Origin of the sequence: Kocuria sp. ZOR0020 (assembly GCF_000800955.1) — a bacterium.
In the GTDB taxonomy this organism is placed as follows: domain Bacteria; phylum Actinomycetota; class Actinomycetes; order Actinomycetales; family Micrococcaceae; genus Kocuria; species Kocuria subflava.
This window is the reverse complement of sequence record NZ_JROX01000315.1, coordinates 1-2116: the sequence shown is the minus strand read 5'-3', so window position 1 is coordinate 2116 and position 2116 is coordinate 1. Positions and strand designations below refer to the sequence as shown.

General features: G+C 62.3%; 2 protein-coding genes. Both read right to left on the bottom strand.

From position 1 onward, the window contains the following. Positions 1-23: 23 nt before the first annotated feature. Positions 24-1025 carry an ImmA/IrrE family metallo-endopeptidase gene (locus L979_RS13450; protein WP_156125603.1) on the bottom strand — a complete coding sequence of 334 codons (1002 nt, stop codon included), beginning with the start codon at positions 1023-1025 and terminating at the stop codon, positions 24-26. Positions 1026-1117: 92 nt separating this feature from the next. Beyond that, positions 1118-1777, bottom strand: coding sequence for a hypothetical protein (locus L979_RS13445; protein ID WP_047692724.1), 660 nt, complete (start codon positions 1775-1777; stop codon positions 1118-1120). Positions 1778-2116: the final 339 nt, after the last annotated feature.

Sequence of the window (2116 nt, the reverse complement as noted above, 5' to 3'; positions counted from 1 at the left end):
CTTGCCGACGCGGCAATCGCCTCTCAATGCACTAGTGACAAATGCGCTCGAGAGCGGTCACGCACTCGAGTGTTGCTTTCCCGAAGGGTGACGTCTGCGAGGGCTTGTCCGAAAGTCAAGCCGTGCACTTCAGCCGCTGGAACGCCGAGACGTTGGGCGATCTCTTCGGTGCCCCAGCCCTTGGACTTGTGGAGCGCCGGAAGGACGACATTGAAGACGCGAGAAGTTTCGCGGTCCATGCCTTCTGGCTCACCGGATCGATAACCGCGTTTAGTTAGCTCGATACAGGCCTGCCGATAGGACCAGTCCGTCAGCAGCCCAGCTTTATGAAGGGCGTAGGCCAATGCCATAGCCGAGACGCCCAGGCTGACTTTGAGTCTGAGAACTGTGGCGATTGACGGCTCCCTGCCTACTTGTGAACGCAGCAAGATGCGGGGCATGAGGAACTCAGAGGCGAACTGATCGGCTTCTTGCTCCGCGTTTCGTTCGCTGTTTAAGGAGGCGTCCAGGCCAGCATGCAGAACTAGATGCCCTATCTCGTGCGCCAAATCGAACCGGGAGCGTTCGGCGGTCTTCATCGTGGAGAGGAACACATACGGCCGGCCGTCTTCCCACAAGCTGAAGGCATCCACATCAGCCGTTCCCGCGGGCAAGCTGAGGACTCGGGCACCATGAGACTCGGCCAGACGCAATGAGTTTGGCAGAGGGTCAATCCCTAACTGCCACTCGGCACGTAGTTGTTGCGCCGCATCAAGCGGATCGACTCCCGCCAGGTCAGGAACGCTCAGTTCCGGCAAAGCGAAGTGCTCGGTGATGAGCCCATATAGCTCCACCCCGATACGTCCTGCGGAGGTCGCCGCGTGCTTCTGCGCAGCACTCGAGCGGCGCCGGGCACGGAAGAACACCCGTTCCTCTTCCAATGGTGATGTAGCAGGCATGCGGAAGAACGCTGGGGCGCAACCAATTGCTTGCGCCAGTGCGGAAGCGGCCCGATCCGGAGCACCGTGAGTCTCATAGTTCGTCACTGTGCGGGGAGTGGCCTGAAGCCGGTGGGCCAGCTCACTCTTACTTAGTCCCGCACGCAACCTCGCCAGTGCGATCCGCGAGGGTTCTAGTGTCACGACAGTTCTACGATCCTGAAGTCGATGTCGTCCTGCGGGCCAGCCGGACGCTGGGGCACCTCGAAGCTGGTGAGGTCTTGCGGAGGCAGAAGGATGCGGTGACTCCAGCGAGAAATGTCGCCGTCATCGGTCACGGCTGCAGGAAGAGAAAGCTCGGCGCGCACGGTTGGCTCGTCCTTCGACCAGTGGTACAGCAACACCCAGGTGAGCGGCTCCTGTCGGTCCCATGTCGCCGGCAGTTCGAGGATCACGTCCAGCATCTGCTGGCCGTTGCACTGCACCGCGGCTCGGGTCGCCGGACCGCGGCGACGCGCCGTCCGGGGGTCTTTCTCGACGGAGACTCCCGTGTCGGCATTTCCTCCGACCACCATGATCGAGGTTTTACCGTCCGGGGAAAACACTCGAGGAGAGTTCTGCGGGTCCCCTTGGGCCCACTGGCGCCCGACGAGCTCCTGCCGGAGGTAAGCCACAGTCTCCGACCACTGCGTGTACCCACGAGCGGTCACAGGATGGAAGGCCGTCACATCCTGGGCTCGCGCGACTCCGGTGCGTACGGAGTCCATCAAGACCCCATTGTCCAGCCCGAGGAGCGCCAACACCGATGGAGCATCCTGCGCGGTGACGTACGGCTGGGACTGAAGAGGTTCAGGGATCATGTTGGCTCCTTCCACCGGCCTCAGCATAGTGCACAAAACCGGAAAATTTGGATGTATGAAGAGGGACCGGACTGACTCGAGGAAGGTCGGCGCCTGAGCCCCTGAGCACAAGCCCGACGTACAACCCCAACTGCACCACATCTGCTGTGGGCCCAGGGGCTGCTGTGCTCCTGAATGTGCTGCACGACTGCCGGAACCTACCGGGGTGGTTCCGAGCCTGCCGGGGCAGTCGATCCACCGCCCCAAAGGCAGGCGAAGCGTCCGGTGGATACCGCGGTGTGGGATGCTGGCCGTGAAGCGCCCTGGGTTTCGTTCCGAGGTCAGGGCACCGCGGGCGCG

Bases quoted from the DNA above. Each gene is read 5' to 3' on its own strand.
- L979_RS13445 (WP_047692724.1), bottom strand. From the start codon at position 1,777: ATGATCCCTGAACCTCTTCAGTCCCAGCCGTACGTCACCGCGCAGGAT.